Annotated in this window: 26 protein-coding genes; 12 read left to right on the top strand and 14 right to left on the bottom strand. The window is 64.9% G+C overall.

The genetic code is table 11. The features are described 5' to 3' along the window. Nucleotides 1-4: 4 nt before the first annotated feature. On the bottom strand, nt 5-601 hold the full coding sequence (locus tag B9Y86_RS17020) for a GIY-YIG nuclease family protein (RefSeq protein ID WP_244894820.1): 597 nt from the start codon (nt 599-601) through the stop codon (nt 5-7). 92 nt (nt 602-693) lie between these two features. On the opposite strand from B9Y86_RS17020, the gene B9Y86_RS17015 reads away from it, so the two are divergent. Continuing rightward, nucleotides 694-1,263 (top strand): ECF transporter S component, encoded by a 570-nt coding sequence (locus tag B9Y86_RS17015; protein ID WP_085488320.1) that lies wholly within the window; start codon nt 694-696, stop codon nt 1,261-1,263. Between the two features lie 265 nt (nt 1,264-1,528). Here B9Y86_RS17015 and B9Y86_RS17010 read toward each other — a convergent pair whose 3' ends face one another. Beyond that, nucleotides 1,529-2,572 carry an NAD(P)-dependent alcohol dehydrogenase gene (locus tag B9Y86_RS17010; RefSeq protein ID WP_085488318.1) on the bottom strand — a complete coding sequence of 348 codons (1,044 nt, stop codon included), beginning with the start codon at nt 2,570-2,572 and terminating at the stop codon, nt 1,529-1,531. Between the two features lie 73 nt (nt 2,573-2,645). Beyond that, the gene (locus B9Y86_RS17005; RefSeq protein WP_085488316.1) at nt 2,646-3,158 is read right to left on the bottom strand and encodes a MarR family winged helix-turn-helix transcriptional regulator; all 513 of its coding nucleotides are present in this window, start codon (nt 3,156-3,158) and stop codon (nt 2,646-2,648) included. A 39-nt stretch (nt 3,159-3,197) separates the two neighbouring features. On the opposite strand from B9Y86_RS17005, the gene B9Y86_RS17000 reads away from it, so the two are divergent. After that, complete coding sequence (locus B9Y86_RS17000; protein WP_085488314.1) at nt 3,198-4,109, top strand: DMT family transporter; 912 nt, start codon at nt 3,198-3,200, stop codon at nt 4,107-4,109. After that, complete coding sequence (locus tag B9Y86_RS16995; RefSeq protein ID WP_085488312.1) at nt 4,106-4,498, top strand: PPOX class F420-dependent oxidoreductase; 393 nt, start codon at nt 4,106-4,108, stop codon at nt 4,496-4,498. The genes B9Y86_RS17000 and B9Y86_RS16995 overlap by 4 nt, the downstream gene beginning before the upstream one ends. 28 nt (nt 4,499-4,526) lie before the next feature. Here the strand turns inward: B9Y86_RS16995 and B9Y86_RS16990 are convergent, their stop codons facing one another. After that, nucleotides 4,527-6,347: a DEAD/DEAH box helicase gene (locus tag B9Y86_RS16990; protein ID WP_085488310.1), complete on the bottom strand. Its 1,821-nt coding sequence runs from the start codon at nt 6,345-6,347 to the stop codon at nt 4,527-4,529. A 34-nt stretch (nt 6,348-6,381) separates the two neighbouring features. Continuing rightward, nucleotides 6,382-6,738: an MmcQ/YjbR family DNA-binding protein gene (locus B9Y86_RS16985; protein ID WP_085488308.1), complete on the bottom strand. Its 357-nt coding sequence runs from the start codon at nt 6,736-6,738 to the stop codon at nt 6,382-6,384. 30 nt (nt 6,739-6,768) lie between these two features. On the opposite strand from B9Y86_RS16985, the gene B9Y86_RS16980 reads away from it, so the two are divergent. Then, nucleotides 6,769-7,464: a hypothetical protein gene (locus tag B9Y86_RS16980; protein ID WP_085488306.1), complete on the top strand. Its 696-nt coding sequence runs from the start codon at nt 6,769-6,771 to the stop codon at nt 7,462-7,464. Between the two features lie 15 nt (nt 7,465-7,479). On the opposite strand, the gene B9Y86_RS16975 is transcribed toward B9Y86_RS16980, so the two are convergent. Next, nucleotides 7,480-8,478: an LLM class flavin-dependent oxidoreductase gene (locus B9Y86_RS16975; protein ID WP_085488304.1), complete on the bottom strand. Its 999-nt coding sequence runs from the start codon at nt 8,476-8,478 to the stop codon at nt 7,480-7,482. 70 nt (nt 8,479-8,548) lie between these two features. Beyond that, a complete protein-coding gene (locus B9Y86_RS16970) occupies nt 8,549-8,803 on the bottom strand; it encodes a DUF4190 domain-containing protein (RefSeq protein WP_176223414.1) in 255 nt (84 codons plus the stop codon). Nucleotides 8,804-9,183: 380 nt separating this feature from the next. Between B9Y86_RS16970 and B9Y86_RS16965 the strand changes: the two genes are divergently transcribed. From B9Y86_RS16965 to ligD, 4 genes are all read left to right on the top strand, one after another. Next, complete coding sequence (locus B9Y86_RS16965) at nt 9,184-10,467, top strand: quaternary amine ABC transporter ATP-binding protein (RefSeq protein ID WP_085488423.1); 1,284 nt, start codon at nt 9,184-9,186, stop codon at nt 10,465-10,467. Further along, nucleotides 10,464-11,408 carry an ABC transporter permease gene (locus B9Y86_RS16960; protein WP_085488300.1) on the top strand — a complete coding sequence of 315 codons (945 nt, stop codon included), beginning with the start codon at nt 10,464-10,466 and terminating at the stop codon, nt 11,406-11,408. Before B9Y86_RS16965 ends, B9Y86_RS16960 begins: the two co-directional genes overlap by 4 nt. Before the next feature lie 71 nt (nt 11,409-11,479). After that, nucleotides 11,480-12,382 (top strand): glycine betaine ABC transporter substrate-binding protein, encoded by a 903-nt coding sequence (locus tag B9Y86_RS16955; RefSeq protein ID WP_085488298.1) that lies wholly within the window; start codon nt 11,480-11,482, stop codon nt 12,380-12,382. Nucleotides 12,383-12,453: 71 nt separating this feature from the next. Beyond that, nucleotides 12,454-13,476, top strand: a complete 1,023-nt coding sequence (gene ligD / locus B9Y86_RS16950; RefSeq protein WP_085488296.1) for a non-homologous end-joining DNA ligase — start codon at nt 12,454-12,456, stop codon at nt 13,474-13,476. A 32-nt stretch (nt 13,477-13,508) separates the two neighbouring features. On the opposite strand, the gene B9Y86_RS16945 is transcribed toward ligD, so the two are convergent. Continuing rightward, entirely contained in the window at nt 13,509-14,558 is a 1,050-nt protein-coding gene (locus B9Y86_RS16945) for an ATP-dependent DNA ligase (RefSeq protein WP_085488294.1), read from the bottom strand. 9 nt (nt 14,559-14,567) lie between these two features. Then, nucleotides 14,568-14,759, bottom strand: coding sequence for a hypothetical protein (locus B9Y86_RS16940; protein ID WP_085488292.1), 192 nt, complete (start codon nt 14,757-14,759; stop codon nt 14,568-14,570). Between the two features lie 261 nt (nt 14,760-15,020). Between B9Y86_RS16940 and B9Y86_RS17640 the strand changes: the two genes are divergently transcribed. Continuing rightward, nucleotides 15,021-15,926 carry an aggregation-promoting factor C-terminal-like domain-containing protein gene (locus B9Y86_RS17640; protein ID WP_176223413.1) on the top strand — a complete coding sequence of 302 codons (906 nt, stop codon included), beginning with the start codon at nt 15,021-15,023 and terminating at the stop codon, nt 15,924-15,926. A gap of 74 nt (nt 15,927-16,000) precedes the next feature. Next, nucleotides 16,001-16,303 carry an ArsR/SmtB family transcription factor gene (locus B9Y86_RS16930; RefSeq protein WP_176223412.1) on the top strand — a complete coding sequence of 101 codons (303 nt, stop codon included), beginning with the start codon at nt 16,001-16,003 and terminating at the stop codon, nt 16,301-16,303. 19 nt (nt 16,304-16,322) lie between these two features. On the opposite strand, the gene B9Y86_RS16925 is transcribed toward B9Y86_RS16930, so the two are convergent. From B9Y86_RS16925 to pnuC, 4 genes are all read right to left on the bottom strand, one after another. Beyond that, nucleotides 16,323-17,009: a DUF305 domain-containing protein gene (locus B9Y86_RS16925; protein WP_244894819.1), complete on the bottom strand. Its 687-nt coding sequence runs from the start codon at nt 17,007-17,009 to the stop codon at nt 16,323-16,325. Then, nucleotides 17,006-17,692, bottom strand: a complete 687-nt coding sequence (locus B9Y86_RS16920) for a thioredoxin-like domain-containing protein (protein ID WP_085488290.1) — start codon at nt 17,690-17,692, stop codon at nt 17,006-17,008. The genes B9Y86_RS16925 and B9Y86_RS16920 overlap by 4 nt, the downstream gene beginning before the upstream one ends. A gap of 79 nt (nt 17,693-17,771) precedes the next feature. Continuing rightward, a complete protein-coding gene (locus B9Y86_RS16915) occupies nt 17,772-18,911 on the bottom strand; it encodes an AAA family ATPase (RefSeq protein WP_085488288.1) in 1,140 nt (379 codons plus the stop codon). Next, nucleotides 18,908-19,555, bottom strand: coding sequence for a nicotinamide riboside transporter PnuC (gene pnuC, locus B9Y86_RS16910; protein WP_139824961.1), 648 nt, complete (start codon nt 19,553-19,555; stop codon nt 18,908-18,910). Before pnuC ends, B9Y86_RS16915 begins: the two co-directional genes overlap by 4 nt. A 122-nt stretch (nt 19,556-19,677) precedes the next feature. Between pnuC and B9Y86_RS16905 the strand changes: the two genes are divergently transcribed. Next, on the top strand, nt 19,678-20,946 hold the full coding sequence (locus B9Y86_RS16905) for a mechanosensitive ion channel family protein (protein ID WP_228515453.1): 1,269 nt from the start codon (nt 19,678-19,680) through the stop codon (nt 20,944-20,946). 75 nt (nt 20,947-21,021) lie between these two features. Here B9Y86_RS16905 and B9Y86_RS16900 read toward each other — a convergent pair whose 3' ends face one another. Continuing rightward, complete coding sequence (locus B9Y86_RS16900; protein WP_085488282.1) at nt 21,022-22,197, bottom strand: alcohol dehydrogenase catalytic domain-containing protein; 1,176 nt, start codon at nt 22,195-22,197, stop codon at nt 21,022-21,024. Between the two features lie 162 nt (nt 22,198-22,359). Here B9Y86_RS16900 and B9Y86_RS16895 point away from each other — a divergent pair, with 162 nt between their 5' ends. Then, nucleotides 22,360-23,301 (top strand): J domain-containing protein, encoded by a 942-nt coding sequence (locus B9Y86_RS16895; RefSeq protein WP_085488280.1) that lies wholly within the window; start codon nt 22,360-22,362, stop codon nt 23,299-23,301. Nucleotides 23,302-23,310 lie beyond the last annotated feature (9 nt).

Raw genomic sequence — 23,310 nt, 5'->3', positions numbered from 1 at the left:
CTGGTCAGCCATGCGTCGCGAGGTGCTCGCTGACCCAGAGGCTGTAGCTGTTCCACGGATCGTCGACTCCTGCACGGAGAAGCTCGATGTGCGCGAGCAGTTCGTCGTTCGTATCGAACCACTCGCCTCGACCGATGCGGTGGGCGGCGAACTGCGAGTGTCGCTGCTGCTCGAGCAGTCGGTTGCCGCGCTCGAAGGCCAGGAGGTCGTCGAAGCTCAACTGGGCGAGGCGGGCGCGTGGATTGGCAGACGTTCCGATCTTGATGCGCTGGCCTGCCCGAAGGTAGTAGACGACGTCGAGGCGAGTGGATGCGACGATCCCGTCGGGTAGGTCGCCCACCTTCCACTCGCACACGGCGCACAGCCAACCCGATGGGTAGCGCACGCCGAGCCGCGAGCCGCACGCCAGGCAGGGCGAAGGAAGCACGTCGGTGACCCCGACGTCTCGAGAGACCCAGTCGTAGGCGGCGAGGTGATGCCGAAGGCACAGATTCAGCTCGGCTCCGGGTGGAACGGGGGCACCACATGCTCCGAGGAGTCCCATGAGACCGCAGTGCGTGGAACTCGACGAGGGAGCCAGTGGCGGAGACGGCGCATTCATGGCGACACGGTATCGCGCACCGCCGACATCCCCGCTAAGTTAGGGTTGCCTAAGTCGAGCCTCGACACGGCACGATCGGAGAAGACGACACCATGAAACGCGCCTCGACCGCCTACCTGCTGACCTGCGCCGTGCTCGGCGTCGCGGGTGGACTGCTCCTCGCCCCCGCCAACTGGCTGTCGACGGCGCTCTACGCCTCGGTGCCGTTCTTCTCTGTTGCCATCGCTGGCCTCTGGTTGCTGCCGGCCGTCATCGCGCTGAGATTGATCCAGCGCCCCGGCGCAGGACTGCTGGTGGGCATCATCTCAGGCCTGGTGCTCGCCCCGTTCTCGGGATACGGCTTCGCGACAGTGGCGACGAACGTCTGGTGGGCGTTCTTCGCCGAGGTCGGCTTCCTCCTCGTGGGCTATCGATTCTGGTCACTCTGGCAGCACTACGCGGGCGCTGTCGTCGTCGGCGTGGCGTATCCGATTCTGGCTCGCCAGTCGTTCAACCTCGATGCCTATCCTCTGGGGGTGCAGATCGCCTTCTTCGGGCTGACCCTGGCGAGCTGCGTCGCCGGGACCGCAGGAGGAATCGGGATAGCTGCAGCCCTGCGCCGTGCGGGCGTGGGAGCTGCGGCCCGCCGACGCCCGGCCAGGGTCGCGGCCGAAGTGGCCTAGCGGGTGGGATCGGGCTCCGTCGTCACTGTCGAGATGCCGCGGTTTGCGTAACGAGACCTGATCTCGGGATGATGCTTGATCACCCGGTCGAGCTCGTGGAGCCAGTTGTCATGTTCGCTCCTCATCCACTGTTGTGGCGTGCGAGAACGTAGTACCGCGAGTAGTCCGGTTCTTCACTGAGCTTCCTCGCGATGACGTCGATGTGCCCGGCGCCCGCCGCGTTATGCGGAGGGGCCGGGCACAGGTCGGTCGTCGGTCGGGCCGATCAGGCCAGCGTCGCCGCATCGATCACGAAGCGGTAGCGCACATCTGATGCCAGCACGCGCTCGTACGCTTCGTTGATGTAGTCGGCGGCGACGAGTTCGGTCTCGGGTGCGATGCCGTGCTCGGCGCAGAAGTCGAGCATCTCCTGGGTCTCGCGGATGCTGCCGATTCCGGAACCCGCGAACGAGCGTCGGTTGCCGAACAGGCTGAAGACCTGCACGGGCAGAGGCTCGGGCGGCGCTCCGACGCTGACGAGAGTTCCATCGAGTCGAAGCAACGAGAGGTACGCGTTGATATCGATTTTCGCGCTCACCGAGTTGACGATGAGGTCGAAAGTGTTCTTGAGCTTGTCGAAGGTCGCCGGGTCGCTCGTGGCGTAGTAGTGGTCTGCACCGAGACGCAGACCGTCCTCCTGCTTGCTGAGGCTTTGAGAAAGGACGGTGACCTCGGCGCCCATGGCGTGGGCGATCTTCACGGCCATATGGCCGAGTCCGCCCATGCCGACGACGGCGACTCGTGATCCGGGGCCGACCTTCCAGTGGGCGAGGGGCGAGTAGGTGGTGATGCCGGCGCACAGCAATGGCGCGGCCTTCTCGAAGGGAATCGCCTCCGGCACGCGCAGCACGAAGTCCTCGACGACCACGATGTGGGTCGAGTAGCCGCCCTGGGTGATGGTGCCATCGCGGTCGACAGAGGCGTAGGTGCCGGTGTTTCCATTGAGGCAGTACTGTTCCTCGCCGGCGATGCAGTTCTCGCATTCGCGGCACGAGTTGACCATGCAGCCCACGCCGACGCGGTCGCCGACCTTGTGCAGAGTGACCTCGGAGCCGACCTCGGTGACGGTTCCGACGATCTCGTGGCCGACGACCTGCGGGTATGTGATGTCACCCCACTCGCCGCGCACGGTGTGGATGTCGGAGTGACAGATGCCGGAGTAGGCGATCTCGATCAAGACGTCTTTGGTGCCGACATCTCGGCGCTCGATGGTGGTTCTGGAGAGGGGTCCGCTGGCTGAGGTCGCGGCGAACGCGTTCACTGTAGGCATAGTCGATTATCTCCCGCCTAGCTGATGCTCCGGTGGCTGGCGAGAGTGTGCTAGCCGTCGGCCGGATGCCGGCTCAGCCCTCGAAGCGGGCGAGCCATGTCGTCAAAAGCTCTTCGAGCTGCGCTGTCTGCTGCTCGGTGAGGCCGTCGAGCAACTCCTTTTCGTTCTCCATGTGCTCGGTGAACGCGGCGTCGATCAGCGCCCGACCCTTCTCTGTGAGGGCGACGACACGCGAGCGGCTGTCGTTCTCATCGACCCGCCGCGCCACGAGTCCGGCGCGTTCCAGCCGGTCGACCCGTTTGCTGATCGCCCCCGTGGTGACCATGGTGTGCGCCGCGAGCTCACCGGGGACGCGTTCGTATGGATGCCCCGCGCGGCGAAGCGCGGCGAGTACATCGAATTCGCCTTCACCCAGACCGTGCTTCGCATAGACCTCGAGGATGGAGTCGGTGAGATGCATGCCCACACGGTGCAGCCGCCCGATGACTCCCTGTGGACGCACATCGACATCGGGTCGCTCCCGCGCCCATTCCTTCTGGATGCGTGCCACATGGTCGAGGTCGGGTCGCGGCGGGTCTTCTGGCATGAGTCCATATTACCTTCCACGGAAGCTAAACTATCTTCCATGGAAACTAAATCGATGGGCGACGACCGGCATCGGGCAGGAGCGTGGGCGCTGCTCACGGCTATTGCGCCGATCGCCTGGGGAACGACCTACTTCGTCACGCGGGAATTCCTTCCTGACGGCTACCCGTTCTATGGAGCGCTGATTCGAGCGCTTCCCGCGGGAATTCTCCTGCTGATTCTTGCGCGGCGCAGACCGCGGGGATCGTGGTGGTGGAAGTCGGTGGTGTTGGGCGTGCTCAACATGGGCGCCTTCTTCGTTCTGGTGTACGTGGCCGCCCAACTCCTGCCCACGAGCATCGCGTCGACGGTCATGGCGGCTGGCCCGGTGGCCATGATGCTGCTGGCCTGGGGCCTCCTCGGCGCGAGACCGCGAGCCGCGCAGGCCGTCGCCGCGCTGATCGGCATCCTCGGGGTCGCCCTGCTGCTGCTGACCGGAACCCAGGCCGTGAATGGTCTCGGCGTTGCGGCATCCGTCTCTGCGCTCATCATGTCTTCGCTCGGCTACGTGCTCGCGAAGAAATGGAGCTCCGATGTCGATGCTCTCTCATCGACCGCATGGCAGCTCATCGCCGCCGGTGTGATTCTCGCGCCCGTCGCCGTCGTCACCGAAGGCCTGCCGCCGGCGATGGATGCGACGACCTGGCTCGCGTACGGCTACATCTCGATCGTCGGCACGGCTGTGGCGTTTGTCGCCTGGTTCACCGGCCTGCGGCATCTCGGCGCGGGAACGGTCGGACTCATCGGTCTGCTGAACCCGGTGACCGGGGTTCTGCTCGGAACGCTTCTCGCAGGTGAGTTTCTCACTCTCAGGCAGGCCGTGGGGGTGCTCGTCATCCTCTGTGGCGTACTGCTGGGGCAGCCGATATTCTCAGGCGCTCTGATACGCGTGCGTGCTTGGATGAGGGCATGACAGAGATCATCCCCGACGGATACGCGGAACTGCTGGAGAACCCGAATTACGGGCACCTGGGAACGATTCGGCCCGACGACACGGTTCAGGTGAATCCGATGTGGTTCCTGCGCGATGGTGACACCGTGAAGTTCACTCATACGACGAAGAGGGCGAAGTTCAGAAACCTCCAGCACAACTCCGCTATGAGCCTGTCGGTGATCGATCCCGACGACCCGTTCAGGTATCTCGAGGTGCGCGGCAGGCTCATCGCCGTCGAACCAGACCCAACCGGTGCGTTCTACGTGGTGCTGGGCAAGCGCTACGGCAATGCGGAGCAGACGCCGCCACCCGATTCAGCCGATCGCGTCATTCTCGTGATGAGCATCGAGAAGACGACGAAGCAGTAGCAGCGGGCGGCGGCGCGAGCGGAATCCGTCAGTCGCGACCGTAGCGAGGACGGTCTTCGCGCTTGGCTGAGTTTCCGGCGCGATCGGGGCGTAGCTCGATGAGCTTGCCGCTGATCCGCGTGTTCTGAAGCCGGTCGAGCACATCGCCGGGCAGATCAGACGGCAGCTCGACCAACGAGAAGTCGGGCCTGATCTGGATCGCTCCGAAGTCGCCGCGGTTGAGTCCGCCCTCGTTGGCGATGGCACCGACGATCTGGCGCGGCTCGACTTTCTGGCGCTTGCCGACAGCGATGCGGTAGGTGGTCTTAGGCCCACCGGAGCTTCTCGGTGCGCGGTCGGGGCGGTCGCCGCGTTCGGGACGCTCCCACTTGTCTCCATGGGTTCCGCGCTCGGCGCGGGCCGGACGATCATCGCGGAACCGATCGTTCCTGTCAGAGCGCTCCGGGCGGTCGCGAGAATCGCGTTCGAACCGCGGAGTGCGCACAGGCTCAGGGTCGAGCAGCAGGGGAGTGTCGCCCTGTGCCACCACGGCGAGCGCCGCGGCGACGTCTGCCTCGGGCACATCGTGGTGCTCGACGTAGTGGCCGACGATATCGCGGAACTGCTGAATCTGCTCGGGCTGGCTGAGGGCCGCGGTGATCGCGTCGTCGAAGCGAGTGAGGCGAGTGGCATTCACATCGTCGACACTCGGCAGTTTCATCTCTGTCAGCGGTTGGCGGGTCGCCTTCTCGATGGCCGTGAGCATCCGGCGCTCTCGAGGCGTGACGAAGCTGATCGCATCGCCCGTGCGCCCGGCGCGGCCCGTTCGTCCGATGCGGTGCACATACGACTCGGTATCGATCGGGATGTCGAAGTTGACGACGTGGCTGATGCGCTCGACGTCGAGGCCTCGGGCCGCGACGTCGGTGGCCACGAGGATGTCGAGTTTGCCTGACTTGAGCTGGTTCACCGTTCGTTCCCGCTGGGCCTGAACGATGTCGCCGTTGATGGCCGCGGCAGAGTAGCCGCGCGCGCGCAGCTTCTCGGCGAGCGTCTCCGTCTCGTTCTTGGTGCGGGTGAAGACGATCATGCCCTCGAAGTTCTCGGTCTCGAGGATGCGTGTCAGTGCGTCGACCTTCTGCGGATACGAAACGATGAGGTAGCGCTGCGTCGTGTTGACCGACGTCGTGGTCTTGTTCTTGACCGTGATCTCTTCGGGGTCGTGCAGGTATTTGGCCGAGATGCGTCGGATCTGCGAGGGCATCGTGGCTGAGAAGAGGGCGACCTGCTTCTCTTCAGGGGTGTCGGCGAGGATCGTCTCGACGTCTTCGGCGAAGCCCATCTTGAGCATCTCGTCGGCCTCATCGAGAACGAGGTACTTCAACTGCGAGAGATCGAGCGTGCCCTTCTCGAGGTGATCCATGATGCGACCGGGCGTGCCGACGACGATGTGCACGCCACGGCGCAGAGCCGAGAGCTGCACTCCGTAGCCCTGGCCGCCGTAGACGGGAAGCACGTGTACGCCGCGCAGGTGGGAGGCGTACTTTTCGAACGCCTCGCAGACCTGCAGGGCCAGTTCACGCGTCGGGGCGAGAACGAGAGCCTGCGGGGTCTTCTGCGACAGATCGAGACGAGACAGGATCGGCAGAGCGAAAGCTGCGGTCTTGCCGGTGCCCGTCTGAGCAAGTCCGACGACGTCGCGACCGTCGAGAAGAAGGGGGATCGTTGCGGCCTGGATCGCAGACGGGGTCTCATAACCCACGTCTTTCAGTGCCTTGAGTACCGCGTCATCGAGCCCGAGATCAGAGAATGTCTGCTCGACCTGTGCGGTGTCGGCCTCGGTCGGGCCGGAAATTGTAGAGGATGCCATCCTCCAACGGTAGCCCAACGCGTGGGCGCGAGCGTCAGGTCGGCCGTTTGTCGCGCGGCAGTCCTGCCACGACGAGTTCATAGGAGTTCACGATCAGGTCGGTGACGAGCTGCGAATCGGCGTCGGGACCGAGCGTCAGAGTCACCCAGTGACGCTTATTCATGTGATACCCCGGCGTGATCCACGGGTGGTCCCTGACCAGCGCCTCGGCGTGGGGAGGATCAGCCTTCAGCGTCACGGTCACGGGCTCGCCGTCGAGGTTCGTGATGGCGAACACCTTCCCCACGACTTTGTAGACGCTCGTCTCGGGCCCGAAGGGGTTCTCGTCCCGCGTGGCCGGAAGGGCAGCGCAGACGGCGAAGACGTCGTCTCTCGAGAAGTACTCCTGCATGATCCGAGCGTACAGTTGGCGTAGCCGCCCATGAACAGCTATCACCAGCCCCCGTTGAGGCCGGTCGCCCGACCCGCCTCCCGACGCGCACGACTGACGCGTCGCATCCTGGCCGTCGCCGCGGGCGCCGCCGTACTGGCGCTGGCATCCCTCACCGCGATCGCGCCGCCCCCTCCTCCCAGCCAGGATGAGTTGCTTGCCGCGAGCTCCGCGTCCGGATCGACAGCGTCGGAGCAGGTGTTCGACCTTCCTGCCGGGTTCGCTCAATCGTCGATCACACGAGATTCGGTCGCGGCCGTTCCCGGAGTCCAGGGCCTGGCACAAGGACGCACGAATCGGGATTGGGCAGAGCTCGTGCTGCTGCTCGGCGATTTTCCGCGCACAGACGACAACATCACGGTCATGATGCGGTGGATGCGACAGGAGAATGGCCCTGACGACTGGTGGAACCGCAACAATCCGCTCAATAACGGCTGGGGATCCGGCGGCAACAGCGGTCTGGGCAGTTATGACAATCTCGTGATCGCCGCTGAGAACGCCGCCGAGGCCCTCCGCAGCAACCCGGGCTATTCCGCGATCGTGGCAGGGTTCTCGTCATCGGCTCCCACTGCCCAGATCGAGCAGGCGATCTGGGCGTCGCCCTGGGCGACGAGTCACTATGCGAACGGCAGCCACTGGTCGTACACTCCCGTGCCGGTGATCGAATCTCCCGCCGGTACCTGGTGACCGTCGGCGCGGCCGCTAGACGGACACACCGTTCATCGCATCGGCCGTGAGTTCGACCGAGCGAAGTCGTCCGGTCAGGTCGGGGGACTGGTGGGCGATGATCAGCTCGTCGGCCTGCGCATGGTTGGCGAAGTCCTCGAGATAGTCGCGTACCTCGGAGGGGGTGCCCACGGCAGAGTAGGTCATCATCGACGCGAGCTGGCGGCCGTTCGGCGTTGTGAGGAACTCGTCGATCTGCGCGTCGCTGTAATCGGGAGTCGCGGGGCCGCGCGAGATCATTCCGCGCACGCGGGTGCGCCGTGTGGTGGCCGCCTGTTCGACCGCATCGTCGTGATCATCGGATGCCACGACATTGACTCCGGCGATCACGTGCGGTGTGGCGAGCTGCTCCGAAGGCCGGAATCCGCCACGATATGCCGCGACGGCCTCGTGCAGCGCATCCGGCGCGAAGTGCGACGCGAACGCGTATGGCAGCCCGAGTTGTGCCGCGAGCTGCGCTCCGAAGAGGGACGAACCGAGTATGTAGAGCGGCACGATGCCGCGGGCACGGGGCACGGCCTCCACGCCGGGAATGCGCGACTCGCCACTCAGAAAACCCTGGAGCTCCACGACGTCTTGCGGAAAGGAATCCGCCGACATGGGGTCGCGGCGGAGTGCGCGCATCGTGTTCTGGTCGCTTCCAGGCGCGCGCCCCAGGCCGAGGTCGATGCGCCCCGGGAAGAGGGTCTCGAGGGTGCCGAACTGCTCCGCGATCGTCAAGGGGGAGTGGTTCGGAAGCATCACGCCTCCGGACCCGAGTCTGATCGAGGACGTGTGCGCCGCGACGTAACCGATGAGAACACTCGTCGCTGACGACGCGATGCTGGCCATGTTGTGGTGTTCGGCGTACCAGACCCGACGATATCCGGACCGTTCGGCGGCTTGGGCGAGGGCGACACTGCCCTCGAAGCTCTCGCGTGCGGTCTGGCCGGGCGCGATGGGGGCGAGATCGAGAATGGACAGCGGAATCGACATGGTCAGACGGCTTTCGTTTCGAGTGCTCGGATGGCGCTCGGAGCTAGCCATCCTGTGAGGACAACGGTGCTCAGCCGCCTAACATTCCGCGACTGACGAAGATGGCAATGGTCACCGTGATCGCGATGAGATATCCGAGCAGGGTCAGGTATCCGATGACGAGCCCGATGATCGCCATGACACGACCCTGCTCCCGTGTACGGCTGATCTGCCTGAGGGAGATGTGCCCGAGAACGACCGGCACAATGGCGAAGCCGAGGATGCTCGTCACGAGGGTGACGATGGAAAGCACGTTCGTGCGCGGATTTTCGGGGTAGGTGTCCATTGACCTCACGTTACTCGAAGGTAACGAATCGGCATCGTCTGTGATCGCCGCCATCTAGCGGATCGTGCCGCATCCTTCGTGTCATATCGCTCGGATTACCCCCGTTCGAGGGTGACATTTGCTCCACTCCGCCTTCAATAGCTGTTACGGTTGTGCCCGGTCCATTGGCCAATCACCCCCAAGACGCGCACCCGCAGGCCTCATTGCCGCGGGTTCGTACGGTAAACCGTGACGAAGCGATCTCATGATGGCTTCCGCCCGCGCAGAGCGATGCGTCGAGAGCGATCACGGCAACCCGTCTGCGAGTACGGAACACGTCTGGCGACCGCCTTTAACAGTCGAGAGCGCCGCCGGTCGTGATGGAGATTCCTCACGTGACATTGACAACCCCGGCATTGAAGGCCGAACACCTCTACAAGGCATTCGGTCGCCGATCAACCGACATCGTCGACAAGTTGAAAGCCGGCAGCACCAGAGCGGAGCTGTCATCGCTCGGAACGGCCGCCGTCATCGACGCGTCCTTCGACGTACAGCCCGGCGAGATCTTCGTGGTCATGGGCCTCTCAGGCTCAGGCAAGTCGACGCTCATCCGTATGCTCAATGGATTGCTCGACGCCACTAGCGGCAGCGTGACCATCGGCGGGTCTCCGATAACCGGCGTACCCAAAGCCAAACTGCGCGAGGTTCGTCGCCAGAAGGTCTCGATGGTGTTCCAGCATTTCGCGTTGCTTCCGCATCGCTCCGTCGTCGACAACATCGCCTACGGACTCGAGATCCAGGGCGTGTCCAAAGCAGAGCGCACACAGCGGGCTCGCGACATGGTCATGACCGTCGGCCTCGATGGATGGGCCGACTCCCTGCCCGGAGAGCTCTCGGGAGGAATGCAGCAGCGCGTCGGCCTCGCCCGCGCGCTGGCCGCCGACACCGACGTCCTTCTGATGGACGAAGCCTTCTCGGCCCTCGACCCCCTGATCCGACGCGAGATGCAGGAGCAGCTCATCGAGTTGCAGCAGAAGCTCGGCAAGACCATCGTGTTCATCACCCACGATCTCAATGAGGCCATGTTCCTGGGCGACAGGATCGCCGTCATGCGCGACGGGCGAATCGTGCAGATCGGCACTCCGGAGGAGATCCTCACCGACCCCGCGAACGACTACGTCGCGCAGTTCGTGCAGGATGTCGACCGAGCACGCGTGCTCACCGCCTCGAGCGTGATGGAACAGGCGAAGGCCGTCATCCCGTTGTCTGCCGGACCACGCGCGGCCCTGCGGATCATGCGCGACCTCCAGACATCAGCGGTCTTCGTCACCCGACGCGACCGCAGCCTCGCCGGCGTCGTACGCGATCGCGATGTGCTTCGTCAGGTCAAGTCCAATCAGAACGACCTCGAGGCGATCCTTCGTCATGAGGCCACCGTCGTTCCCACCGACGCGCATCTCGTCGATCTGGTCGAACCATCGGTGGGCAGCGACCTCCCGATCGCTGTTGTCGGCGATGACGGACGACTGGTCGGCGTCATTCCCCGTGTCACCCTGCTTGCCGCACTCGGCAACGTATCGACCAACACGGGAGATCTGCCGGTGCAGCTTCCGCCGACGACCCTCACTCTCGAGGTCATCGCCGAGACTCTTCGCGAGTCGACGACGGAAGGAGTAGCGCGATGACCGACTTCCGCCTCGACTTAGGAACCTGGGTCGCCGGGTTCATCTCGTTCGTCACCGACACGTTCGGTGGCGTCTTCGACGTCATTCGCGCCATCTTCCTCGCCGCGTACGACGTCGTCGACCTGTTGCTCGCGTCGCCGCCTTTCTGGATCGTGATCGTGATCGCCGCTGTTCTCGGGTACCTCGCCCGAGGCTGGAAGTTCGCGCTCGGCACCGCCGTAGGCCTCTTCGTGATCGTGAGCGTCGATCAGTGGGAGAACGCGATGGATACGCTCGCGCTCGTTCTCGTGGCAAGCGTGCTCGCGATCGTCGTGAGCATCCCTCTGGGTATCTGGGCGGCCACCTCGTCCATCGCGTCTCGGATCATCCGACCGATTCTCGACTTCATGCAGACGATGCCCGCCTTCGTCTACCTGATTCCGGCGCTCATCCTCTTCCGCGTCGGCGTCGTTCCGGGAATCGTGGCGACGGTCATCTTTGCTCTCGCCCCGGGCGTCAGGCTGACCGAGCTGGGCATCCGCGGCGTCGACAAGGAGATCGTCGAGGCCGGCCAGGCCTTCGGCGCCTCGCGGTGGCGCATCCTCCGGCAGATCCAACTGCCACTCGCCCGCCCCACGATCATGGCCGGTGTCAACCAGGTGATCATGCTCTCGCTCTCGATGGTCGTCATCGCCGGAATGGTCGGCGCCGGAGGCCTCGGTGCCCAGGTGGTGCTGAGCCTCAACCGCATCGACGTCGCACTCGGCTTCGAGGCAGGCCTCTCCGTGGTCATCCTCGCGATCTTCCTCGATCGACTGACCGCCGCTCTGGGCGACGGCGACACCGTTTTCGGCCGGATGCTGGGGGCACGTGCCGCACGACGTCGCGCGTCGGCCGCATCGTCGGCCCCGGAGAGCGCCGCGGAGCCGGCGCCGGAGCGGGCAGAGCCGGCCCTCGTCTGACCGGCGGCGGCTCTGACATCTTTTTCTCTATCGACGGGTGGCCCATCCGGTCGCCCAGAACAGGAATACCCATGAAGAACAGCACTCGCATCATGTCTCTGCTCGCCCTCTCGACCGCCGGGGTCCTCGCGTTCGGAGGCTGCGCGGCCGTCGAGGCCGAGACGGTAGGAGACGGCAACGACGACAAGAAGGAGCTCAGCCTCGCCGTATTCAACGGTTGGGACGAGGGCATCGCCGCATCAGAACTCTGGAAGGCGATCCTCGACGAGAAGGGCTACGACGTCGAACTCGAATACGCCGACGTGGCACCGGTGTTCTCCGGTCTGTCGACCGGCGACTACGACCTCACCCTCGACGTCTGGCTGCCCGACACGCACGCGTCGTACCTCGACGAGTACGGCGACGACATCGTCGACATCGGCGCCTGGAACAACGAGTCGAAGCTGACCATCGCGGTCAATAAGGACGCTCCCATCGACTCGCTCGCAGAGCTCGCCGACAATGCCGACAAATTCGACAACCGCATCGTCGGGATCGAACCTGGCGCCGGCCTCACGAAGGCGACGACCGAGCGGGTCATTCCCACCTACGGTCTCGAGGACATGGACTACGTGACGAGTTCGACGGCGGCGATGCTGACCGAGCTCAAGGGTGCGACAGACAAGGGCGAGAACATCGTCGTCACCCTGTGGGAGCCGCACTGGGCATACTCCGATCTGCCGATCAAGACCCTCGAAGACCCCGAAGGCACCCTCGACTCGGTCGAGAGCCTGCACGCGTTCGCCAAGACGGACTTCGCGAAGGAGTTCCCGCAGGCCGCGAAGTGGATCGGCAACTACAAGATGGACCTCGAGCAGCTGTACTCGCTCGAAAAGGCCATGTTCGTCGACTACAAGGGCCAGGACTTCGAACCTGTCGTCGAGAAGTGGATCTCCGAGAACCGCGAGTACGTCGACTCGCTGACAGCCGAGTAGCACACAGCACGATGAGAGGGGCGACGTCACGAGGGTGACGCCGCCTCTTTCGCGCGAGTAGCCTTCCCCCTATGGCGAGCGAAGCGGCAAGCATCAGTGTTCCCGGCCCCCACGGCGACCGCGAGGTTCGTCTATCGAGCCCGTCTCGTGTGCTCTGGCCTGAGCCGGGCATCACGAAGCTCGATCTCGCACACTATCTCGTCGCCGTAGGTGAGCCGTTCATCACCGCGAACGGCGATCGGCCGGTGTCGCTGCAGCGATTCTCCGGGGGCATCGAGGGTGAGCAGTTCTTCTCGAAGAATCCGCCGAAGGGTGCGCCCGACTATGTGCGCAGCGAGATGGTGGTCTACCCGAGCGGACGAAAGCACCCGCAACTGGTGCTCGACGAGCCGGCAGCCGCAGTCTGGGCGGCACAGATGAATACCATCGTGTTCCACCCCTGGGCCTCGCGCGCCTCGTCGAGCGACTTCCCCGACCAGCTTCGCATCGATCTCGACCCGCAGCCGGGCACCGACTTCGACGATGCGAAACCCGTGGCGCACGAGCTTCGGGCTGTGCTCGCCGAGGCGGGTCTGGATGCCTTCATCAAGACCTCGGGAAATCGCGGGCTGCACGTCTTCGCGCCCATCCGACCCGATCACGAGTTTCTCGACGTCAGACACGCGGTGATCGCTGCGGCTCGCGAACTCGAACGTCGGATGCCGCGCGAGGTCACCACGAACTGGTGGAAAGAGGAGCGCGGTGAGCGTATCTTCGTCGACTACAACCAAGCCAACCGCGATCGCACGATGGCCGGTGCCTACAGTCCGCGAGCGCTCGGCCACGCTCCCGTCTCGTGCCCGATCGAGTGGGGCGAGCTCGATGGCGCGGATCCGTCGGCCTTCACGATTCTGACGGTGCCGGAGAGGCTGTCGGCCATAGGAGATCCGTGGAGGACGATGCACGCGTCGCCGGGATCGATCGATCTGCTTCTCGAGTGGTGGGCGCGCGACGCCGAGAACGGCCTGGGTGAGCTGCCCTTTCCTCCCGACTACCCCAAGATGCCGGGGGAGCCCCCGCGGGTGCAGCCTAGCCGGGCCAAGAAGCAGCCCTGACGGGTCTTCACCTTCACGCTCCGCCGTCGCCGCTACGCGAGCACATCTCCGAGGTCGTAGGCCACGGGAGTCTCGAGCTGGTCGAACGTGCACGAGCTGGCGTTCCGATCGGGCCGCCAGCGCTCGAACTGCACGCTATGGCGGAACCTCGGGCCTTCCATCTGGTCGTAGCGCACCTCGGCGACAAGCGTGGGCTCCAACCGCACATACGACACACCCTTGCCCGACGAGAAGCGGCTGCGTTCGCCCTCACCCGTGACGACGGTACCGTCGGCAGTGCGCATCACAGCGTGGTCGAGCTCGGCCACGAGCTCGAGGCGTCGCGACGCGGTAAACGCGGCTGCGCCGCCTACGCTCCGGAGTTCTCCATCGTCGTACAGCCCAAGGAGCAGAGACCCCACACCCTCGCCGCTGGCGTGCACGCGATAGCCGATCACGATCACGTCGGCGGTGCGGTGATGCTTCACCTTGAGCATCACGCGCTTGCCCGGGGCATACGAGGACGCCAGGGGCTTGGCGATGACACCATCGAGCCCGGCACCCTCGAATTCGACGAGCCAGCGTCGCGCGAGGTCGACGTCCTGAGTGAGCTGGCTGAGATGAATCGGTGGGGCGGCGTTGTCGAGCAGCTCCTCGAGCGACCTGCGTCGCTCGATGAACGGCTTCGGCATCAACGACGCTCCGCCGCGGTCGATCAGATCGAATGCGATGAAGTCCGCGGGTGTCTCGTGCGACAGGCTCTGGATGCGACTGGCGGCCGGGTGGATGCGTTGCGACAGCGCGTCCCAGTCGAGTCGTTCCTGGCCGGGTGATCCCTGTCGCACCACGATCTCACCGTCGATGACGCATGGCTCTCCCAGTTGAGATAGGAAGGCCTCGACGAGTTCGGGAAAATACCGGGTGAGAGGTTTCGCTCCGCGGCTGGTGATCTCGACGGACTCGCCGTCGTACGAGACGATTCCGCGAAAGCCATCCCATTTGGGTTCGAAGCCGAGTCCGCCCGCCACACTGTGCGCATCGGGAAGAGCGGCGACAGCCTTCGCGAGCATCGGAACGGGTACAAGGACGTGTGAATTCGCCATGCTGATGAGCTAGTTTTCGAGGTCTTCCTCATCGGTCATCGAGAACTGCTCGAGCTCGACTCCTTCGGCGTCCTCGACCCGATCTGCGGATGTGGAGGCTGATGTGCCTTCGTCGAGGGTGCCCGTGCCGTCCGGATAGCCGGCCGCGTCGGGATACTCCTCGTCGGCGCCGGGACGCGCCGCGGATTCGTTCTGTGACATCGATGATCTCCTTCTTCTGCACACTCACAATGCCATGCCGCCGGCTCCGGCAACAGGCCAGGTCCACCAACTCGTGCACGGAGCGCACAGGGGTTTAACCGTGAAATCTCAGGGCGGCTTCGCATACTGTCGGCTTCGCCCGCGTGCCGACAAGGCCGAGGGCGCACCCGACAAAGATTCGTCACGCCACGAGGCCGCGCCCCGCTTACCCGGTTGCGATGACGGCCTCGTCCCCTCCGGACAGACAGAGAACCACGGGGGATGCGAGCATCTGCCACGAGCGCGCTTGCTTTCGGCGTGCCGGTCGAAGATCCATTGGACGACATGCACCAGGCTCCACACAACGACTCGACCCGACCCGCCTCCACCCGACGTGAGCTGGCCAACACCCGCCGACAGACCACCCGAAAGCGATACCTCGCCGCGACAGCAGTGGTGGCCGTCGCTGGTTCGCTCGTGGGCACCGGTTTCATTGTTCAGTCGAACGCCGCCTCGGCCGAACGTGCGGCAGCGACCGCGCAGTTGTCGAGCGGCACCGGTCTGCAGCATGAGCAGCTGGGTGTCTACGCCACCATTGCCAAGGCGCAGACCGACCAGAAGGCGAAGGCGACCATCGACGACGCGAACCAGGTGATCGCGGCAGTGCAGAACAAGGTCGACACCACGCCGCTGTCCACGACGGTGGCGTCGCTGGCTTCGTATCAGAAGCTCGACAGAGACACGGTGCTGTCGTTGATGAAGAAGGCAACTGAGGCGAAGGCGAATGTTCAGGCTGCGGCCAGCCAGGCAGACCAGGCGGCAGCAGATGCCGCTGCTGCCGCGGAGGCCGCCGCCGCGGAAGCGCTTGCGGCCGGAAATACGGTCGCGGGCGCGAAGGCCACCGCTCAGTCTCTCGCCGCGTCGAAGTACGGGTGGGGCGACGATGAGTTCTCGTGCCTGGTCTCGCTCTGGACGAAGGAATCGGGATGGAACTACCAGGCCCAGAACTCGTCGAGCGGAGCGGCGGGGATCCCTCAAGCTCTTCCCGGGAGCAAGATGGCGTCGGCCGGCTCTGATTGGGAGACGAACGCCACGACACAGGTGACCTGGGGACTGGACTACATCAAACGCGGCTACGGAACTCCGTGCGCGGCCTGGTCGCACTCGCAGTCGGTCAACTGGTACTGATCCTCCTCACAGCAACCGTGAGGTTGCCCTAGACTGGCCACGCCCGCTGCCGGTCTCGTCGAAGGAGTATTTCTGTGGCTCACGATCTCGAACACCTGAGGCAGGTGTGTTCTGCCCTCGGCGAGGCGACGAGATGGCAGATTCTCGGCAGGATCGCGGGTGCCGAGCTTTCGGCGTCGGCCCTTGCCGAATCGCTGCCGGTCAGTAGACAGGCGATCGCAAAGCACCTCGCAGCCCTCGGCACAGCCGGACTGGTGTCGTCGAAACGGGTCGGTCGTGAATTGCGCTACTCGGCGCGCCCCGACGTGCTGAGCGAGGCATCCCGCCATCTCGGCGAGATCGCCGATGCATGGGCTCAGCGAACCACCGATTCGTAGAGCATGCTCGACGCGGTGATCACATCGCCCGCTGAGCGAGGAGACTCTCCATGTACTCGATCTCGCCCGACTGAGCGAAAACGATGGCTCGAGCCAATGTCGTGACGAGAGGATGAGTGCTGCGATCGAGGATCGCCTCGGCCATGTCGACACCGCCCTTGTGGTGCGCGATCATCAGCGTCAGAAACTGCGTCTCTGCGTCTGATCCACTGGCGTTGCGCAAGCGCTCCAGGTCTGCTTCGCTGGCCATCCCCGGCATGGCGCCGGCGAGGGCAGGCGAGCTGCTCGTCGTGGTCCCCGCGCCGTGATCGTGTCCGCCGTCGGCGTCGCCACCGAGCGTCGGAGTGGACATCCACTCCATGACGGTGCCCGGACGCGCCTGGGGAACTCCCCAGTCGTTGAGCCACGCGTACATCTGGCCGGACTGCTGTGCCTGGCTCGTGGCGATGTCGTAGGCCAGACTGCGGATGTCGGGGTCGTCTGTACGATCTCGAACGATGAGGGCCATCTCGACGGCCTGGTCGTGATGTGTCTGCATATCGCGGGCAAATCCCGCCTCGGCGCTCGTCGAGGTCGGGTCGGCACCCCGGGCCGCGAGCATCCAACCCCCGGCCAGACCGACCGTGAGAACGAGCGCTGCTGCGATGACACCGGCCGTGACGAGCCGCCAGCGACTTCCCGCCTGAGCCGGCTCCACCCCGGTCACGCCACGCGGCCCGGTGCGTCGATGCCACCCGTGCAGGCGGCTCCGGGTTCTGGCGCATCGTTGGAGCGCCAGAACCTGTCGAGGAATGATCCGAGACGCACGTCTCCGGGACTGTCGAGGGCGACCTGGGCTCCCCAGGCGCTGGCGACGATCGGTGAGTCGAGTCCGGAGACGGGGGAGACCACGATGTAGGAGTCGGGGAGCTTGGATCGAAGTGCATCGACTCCGGCGGCGTCGAGTTTCGCGGGGTCGTAAGCGACCCAGACGGCTCCATGCTCGAGCGCGTGCACGGCGTTTTCGTTGGGTACAGGCTGCGAGTAGACACCGCAGTTCAGCCAGACGGCGGCATGATCGCCGCCCACGGGCGGGTTCTGCGGGTAGTCGACGGGGGTAGTGACGTGATTGGCGGTGAGCCCCGGGTATGTCTCGAGCCCGTCGATGGCGATACTCGACGGATCGGGCTTGGGCGTGGCCGAAGTGACGACGAATCCGATGAGCAGGCCGACAATGGCGACAGCTGCGACCGATCCGGTGACGATGGCTATCAGACGATTGCGCTTCTGCCTGGCCTGAGTCCGACGAAATGCCGCCAGTTTCACCTCTCGATCCGCGGCCCGCTGCTGCTTCACCGTCAGCTTCTGGGGGCGGTGTGATTCTCGGGCGTCTTCGGGCGGCGGGTTCACGTCTCTCGATTCGGTCGGATTTTTCGGTTGTAGCTACAACTTGTCACGGGCAGGCTGGAGAAAGTCTGTGAACGGCGAATCAGGGCCCTTCGCCACCGGATAGGCGCGTCACATCGGCCCATGAGGGCGAGACGAACGTCGAGTTGCGCGCGAACAGTGCGTCGATCACCTCGACCGAATAATCCAAACGAGTCCGATGCGATCCTCTCAGCAGCACCCAGGGCAGGCCTCGGGCGGTCAGACCGTCGACGATCCACCGGGTCATCTCTGGGCGTATGTGCTCGCCATCGCGCCAGCCGTCCTGATCGAACGGCACGCCGACGTGGTCGGTGATCAGGTAGAGATCGCGGCGTGGCAACTCCGTCGTCGCCGCACGGAGCGCTTCCGTACTATGAGCTCCGACGTATCGCCGTTCCCACAGTGAGGTTGCGAAAGCATCCGTGTCGGCGATCACCAGCGCGCAGTCGAGGGCTGCGGCCTGCTCCATGCGCGTCTGTTCACGGGCGATATGCGCGAAGTGCTCTGGCAGCCAGACGAGATCGTCGATAGTCGGGCCCGGTAATCCGGATGCGGCTGCGTCGGCCGCGGCGCGTTCGTGCAACTCATAGGTGAATCGTCGGCCGTACTCGTCGACCTCCGTGATCGCCTCGAAACCTGGCTGAGCCCGGTAGTGGTTTCGCAGTGCCACGGCAAGCGTCGTCGTGCCGGTCGACTCTGCGCCGATCACGATGATCCGCGTTGCGAGGTCGAGGCGCGCGGGCTCGACGAGCTGCGCCCATCGTTCGGCCAGATTCTCTCTTGCAGCGGTTCCGCTCATGGCAATTCGTCGGCGCTCGGGGTCATCGAGCACGTGCGCAGCGCCCAACCGTGTCGCCAGTTCTCGTCCGTAGTCTTCAGAACTGAAGACAACGTCGACAGCATCGATTCCCGCGTTCCGGAGGGCTGCCTCGGTGACTTCGAGGTGGGCGACCCAGGCGATCTCGCTCTCGTAGTGCACGGGTGCGTCGTCGAGAACTCCGAGCACGGTCACAGACCTGAGTTGGGCGGTGGCCGCCGTCACCCATGCCACGCGCTGCTCGAGTGGAACCGTTTCGATCTGCGTCGCCATCACCAGCACCACAAGACGGTCGGATTCTCGAGATGCTCGCTCGATCAGGGAGATGTGCCCGAGGTGTGGGGGATAGAACTTTCCGATGATCAGTCCCGTACGCGTCGTCATGGGGTCCGGACCCGACGATCGTGGACATCGCTCGAGTGGGAGGTCGCCGTCGTGCGTCGAAGCTCGATCCTCCATCGACGGAGACCGTCGACGCAGAGTGCGAGGAAGCCGGTGTACAGAATCGCCGTGAGCCAGAGCCCCTTCGAGACGTAGAGGGGAATCGACACCACATCGACGACGATCCATACCCACCATTGCTCGATGATCTTGCGTGCTTGCCCCCACGTGGCGAGAAGCGAGGCCGACAGAACGAATGCGTCGGGCAGGGGCACGCTCGAATCCGTCGCTGCGCCGAGCATCACCGCTGCGGCCGCCGTGAGCACTACCGTCGCCCCTGCTCCCCAGACCATTTCGCGACGCGTGGCACGACGCACCGCGGTGACCGACGGGGAGGCGGCCGACGTGCGGCGGGTCCAGAGGAACCATCCGTACACGGCGATCGCAGCGAAGATCACTTGCAACGCCGCATCCGCGTAGAGGCCCGCCCCAACGAAGAGAACCACGAACGCGACATTGTTCGCGATGCCGACCGGCCAGTTCCACACGAACTGGCGCGTCACGGCCCACACGCAGAGCGCCCCCGTGACGAATCCGATCACCTCGATGACGGTCACGCTCTCGCCGAGCACTGAGAAGGCTGTCATCTGAAAGAAGTCGAGCAGATCGAACACGATGGAGCATGGCCTTTCGCGGGCACCGGACAGGAGGGAGGATTCAAGACTAACGATCGGACGCAGCACGGAGGATTTGGCGTGCATGCCCCTGCTTGCGAGCATGGAGAGGGTCGTTCAGCCCGCTCACCACACAGCTCCGCTGCATCACCGACCGCCGCATCATCGACAGGGGAACGCGAATGCTCACCGACATCCTTCAATCCGAGCTCGTGCGGAGCATCCTCGGGGCGCTCATCGCCATCGCCGCAGCGATCGTCGTCGTCATCATCGTCGCGATCGTGTTTCGAGTCACCGCCCGGCACCGACCGTGGGCAGGTCAGCTGGTCGACACGGCGCGGAGACCCTTCCGGGCGGCCCTCGTCGTGAGCTTCGTCTGGGTGTCTCTGAGCATCACCGTGACCGATCCGCAGCTCGCCTCCGCCATGAGCCTCGTGATGAGGATTCTCGCCATCGTCACCATCGCCTGGCTTGTGGGGGCCATCATCGTCTTTCTCGAGAATCTCGGTCTGGCGCGCTATCGCATCGACACTCCGGACAACCGTGTGGCTCGCCGCGTTCGCACTCAGGTCCTCATTCTCAAGCGGCTCAGTATCGTGATCGTGGTGGTGGTAGCCCTCGGGGCCGTCCTGCTGTCGTTTCCCGGTGCCCAGACCTTCGGGGCCAGCCTCCTTGCGTCCGCCGGACTGCTCTCGATCATTGCGGGCCTCGCGGTGCAGTCGAGCCTCTCGAACGTCTTCTCGGGAATGCAACTCGCTTTCAGTGACGCGATCCGCGTGGATGATGTGGTGATCGTCGAGGGGGAGTGGGGCCGTGTCGAGGAGATCACCCTCACCTACGTGGTGGTGCACATCTGGGACGACCGTCGCATGATCCTTCCCTCGACGTATTTCACGTCGAAGCCTTATCAGAACTGGACGCGACGGAACTCCGAGTTGCTCGGCTCGGTGGAATTCGATCTCGACTGGCGAGTCACGCCGCAGCATATGAGAGATGAGCTCGACCGCATCCTGTCGCGCACCCCGCTGTGGGATGAGCGGGTGAAAGTGCTTCAGGTCACGGATGCGATCGGCGGCTACGTGCGAATCCGCATTCTGGTCAGCGCCGTCGATGCCCCCACGCTCTTCGACCTGCGGTGCTTCGTGCGAGAGGAACTGGTGACCTGGCTCCACGAGCAGAGCCCGGTATCGCTTCCGCGCGTGCGGGTGCAAGATACGGCGGAGTCGGATATGCGCCGACCATCTCTGGAACCCGAGCCGAATCCCGGGACGGGCGGACTGTTCTCAGGCGACCCCGAGGCCGAAGACAGAGCAAGCCTCTTCACCGGTCGCATCGACGTGATTCGCCCGCCCGAGGCCGATTGAGGCTCAGGCTGCAGGGCGAGTGGAGTCCGTCCCGGCGTCGCGTCTCCTCGTCGCAGCCGCACGGCCCACTTCCGATCAGGGCGTCAGCACGACCTTGATGCAGCCGTCCTCTTTCTTTTGGAACACCTCGTACATGGCCGGCGCCTCTTCGAGCGAGACGCGGTGGGTGGTCAGATCGAGAACCCCGAGTGGATCACGAGAGTCCTCGACGAGGGGAAGCAGCTCGTCGATCCAGCTGCGCACATTGCACTGTCCCATTCGCAGCGAGACCTGCTTGTCGAACATCGACTTCATCGGCAACACATCGGCCTCGCCGCCGTAGACGCCGCTCAGCGATACTGTTCCGCCTCGACGCACGACATCGAGTGCCGTGTGCATGGCGGCAAGTCGATCGACGCCGGCCTTGTCCATCGCCGGTCGCGCCAGTGCGTCAGGCAGGATGCCGACGACAGCCTGTGCGAATCCCGCACCGGGGGAGCCGTGCGCCTCCATACCGACAGCATCGACCACGGAGTCCGGCCCGCGACCGTCCGTCTGATCGCGAAGCACCTCGACGATGTCGTCGTCGAGGTCCCACACTTCTGCGCCATAACGGGCCGCCAGCTCTCGCCTCTCGGCAACGGGATCGACGGCGAGTACCCGGTAGCCGAGATGCGCGCCGACTCGTGCGACGAATTGACCGACAGGGCCCAATCCGAGCACGCCGAGGGTTCCGCCATCCGGCACATTCGCGTACTTCACGCCCTGCCACGCAGTCGGCAGGATGTCGCTCAGGAACAGATAGCGATCGTCGGGACCGTCTGCCGAGACCTTCACAGCGTTGTAGTCGGCCAGGGGTACGCGCAGCAACTCCGCCTGACCTCCCGGAACCTGCCCGTAGAGCTTCGTGTAGCCGAACAACGACGCGCCGGAGCCCTGCTCCGTGACCTGCGTCGTCTCGCACTGCGACTGCAGACCGCGACGGCACATGTAGCAGTGGCCGCACGCGATGTTGAAGGTCACGACGACGCGGTCTCCCACTGCGAGGTTGCGCACGTCGGAACCGATCTCCTCGACGATGCCCATTGGCTCGTGCCCGAGTATGTCGCCGCGATCGAGGAATGGCCCGAACAGTTCGTAGAGGTGCAGATCGGATCCGCAGATCGCTGTCGATGTGATGCGTACGATCGCGTCGGTCGGGGCCACGATGACCGGGTCCGGCACGGTCTCGACGTGTACATGACGTTTTCCTTGCCAGGTGAGTGCTCTCATGTGTCCATCGTGCGCTGTATCTGCCGCGCGGCGCCGATGGGTGGACACACAGCAGGCGACGGTGTACGGCCGGATGCTCCGGGGTGCGACGTCAGGTTTGGCCGGTATTCTCGTGCTCGGGACCTGTGGGTCACACCCTGATCAGGAAGGTTCACGAGCGGCATGTCTGACAGTCCGGCCTCGGCCACTCCGTACGAGGTGCTCGGCATCGCTCCCTCTGCGAGCCTCGACGAGATGCGGCGGGCCTATCGTCGCCGCCTGCGCGAGACCCACCCCGACACGGGCGGTTCACCGGCGCGATTCCATGCCGTCCAAGCTGCCTGGGAGGTGGTGGGCGATCCGGTATCCCGCTCGGCGTACGACAGGGGGGCGTCGTCCGGCTCGGCTCGCACGGGTTCGGCCCGTGCCGCGGGATCGTCGTCGTGGGCCGCTCGCGCGGCAGCGCCGTCGAGCGCATCGAGTTTGAAGGCACGCTCCTATGGGCACCCGGGTGGACAGGCGAGAGAACGATTTCTGACTCTCATCAGAGAGTGGGCGGGGCGCGGCTCCGAACTGCCCGATCCTTACGACGCCGCGCTCGTGCGAAGCGCCCCTCGTGAGATCCGCTGGCTGCTCGGCAAGGCACTGGCCGAAGAGCAGACCGCTCGCTCCCTCTCAGACCTGGGTATGGGATTCACCGTCTGGAATGACGTCGCCACGCCCACCGGCCACAAGATCGACCATGTCGTGCTCGGCCCTGCCGGACTCTTCGCCGTGATGTCGGAGGACTGGGGAGAAGCCGTGCGCCTTCACCGGGGCGAGTTGGCGGGTGACACCATTCCCGATGGCGAACTGCCTATTCGCGACCTCGTGCGATCGGCGCGAAAGCTGGGCAGGTCGCTCGGGGTGAGGTTCGACGGCCAGGTCATCGTGGTTCCCGACGGGGCGCTCGTCGAGGCGTCGTCCGAGTCGGTCGACAGAGGCCGGAATGCCGGCACTCTCGTCATCGCGCGCTCACGGTTGTCGGATGTGCTGCGTTCCGGGGTGTCGAGCGGCGCCGCGCGGCGCCAAGGCGATGTCTTCGAGGTGCGGACCCGCCTGCAGCAGGGTGTGCAGCTGGTCTGACAGCGCGGG

The sequence above is a fragment of the Agreia pratensis genome (genome assembly GCF_900177685.1).
GTDB classification, from domain to species: Bacteria; Actinomycetota; Actinomycetes; order Actinomycetales; family Microbacteriaceae; genus Agreia; species Agreia pratensis.
The sequence above is the reverse complement of the archived record's forward strand: the minus strand, read 5'-3'. Positions and strand labels throughout refer to the sequence as shown.